We start from the raw sequence: 334 nt of genomic DNA on the forward strand, positions 1-334 counted from the left end.
GCGTTAGTAGTAAATGATCATCGAATCTAAATTAAAAGGAAGTGTAATGAAAATAAGTATTTTTTATTATTTTGCAGCAGCTTTTATCATGCTTTTAGGGTTAGCCTATAACGTTATAGAGCAAGACTTTTTCGGTTCAGGTATATTTTTAGTTTCTTCAATAGTATTTCTGGCTTTAGGTATACTAAAAAAACGTTTGCCGTCAAAATCAAACAACGTTGCATAATATGCTACTAACAAGTTGCCTAAGTTCGCCGCTAAAAAGCGCGGCTGGGACAAATACTCACAAGGCTTCGCCTAACATCGTTCTCATTTGCCCCTTGGCAAAGCGTTA

The 334-nt window shown here is 35.9% G+C and carries 1 protein-coding gene; it reads left to right on the plus strand.

The genetic code is table 11. From position 1 onward, the window contains the following. The first annotated feature begins 46 nt into the window (after positions 1-46). Positions 47-226, plus strand: coding sequence for a hypothetical protein (locus KFE26_RS23770; RefSeq protein WP_212601931.1), 180 nt, complete (start codon positions 47-49; stop codon positions 224-226). The last annotated feature ends 108 nt before the right edge of the window (positions 227-334 follow it).

Origin of the sequence: Shewanella sp. M16, assembly GCF_018224605.1 — a bacterium.
Taxonomy (GTDB): domain Bacteria; phylum Pseudomonadota; class Gammaproteobacteria; order Enterobacterales; family Shewanellaceae; genus Shewanella; species Shewanella oncorhynchi.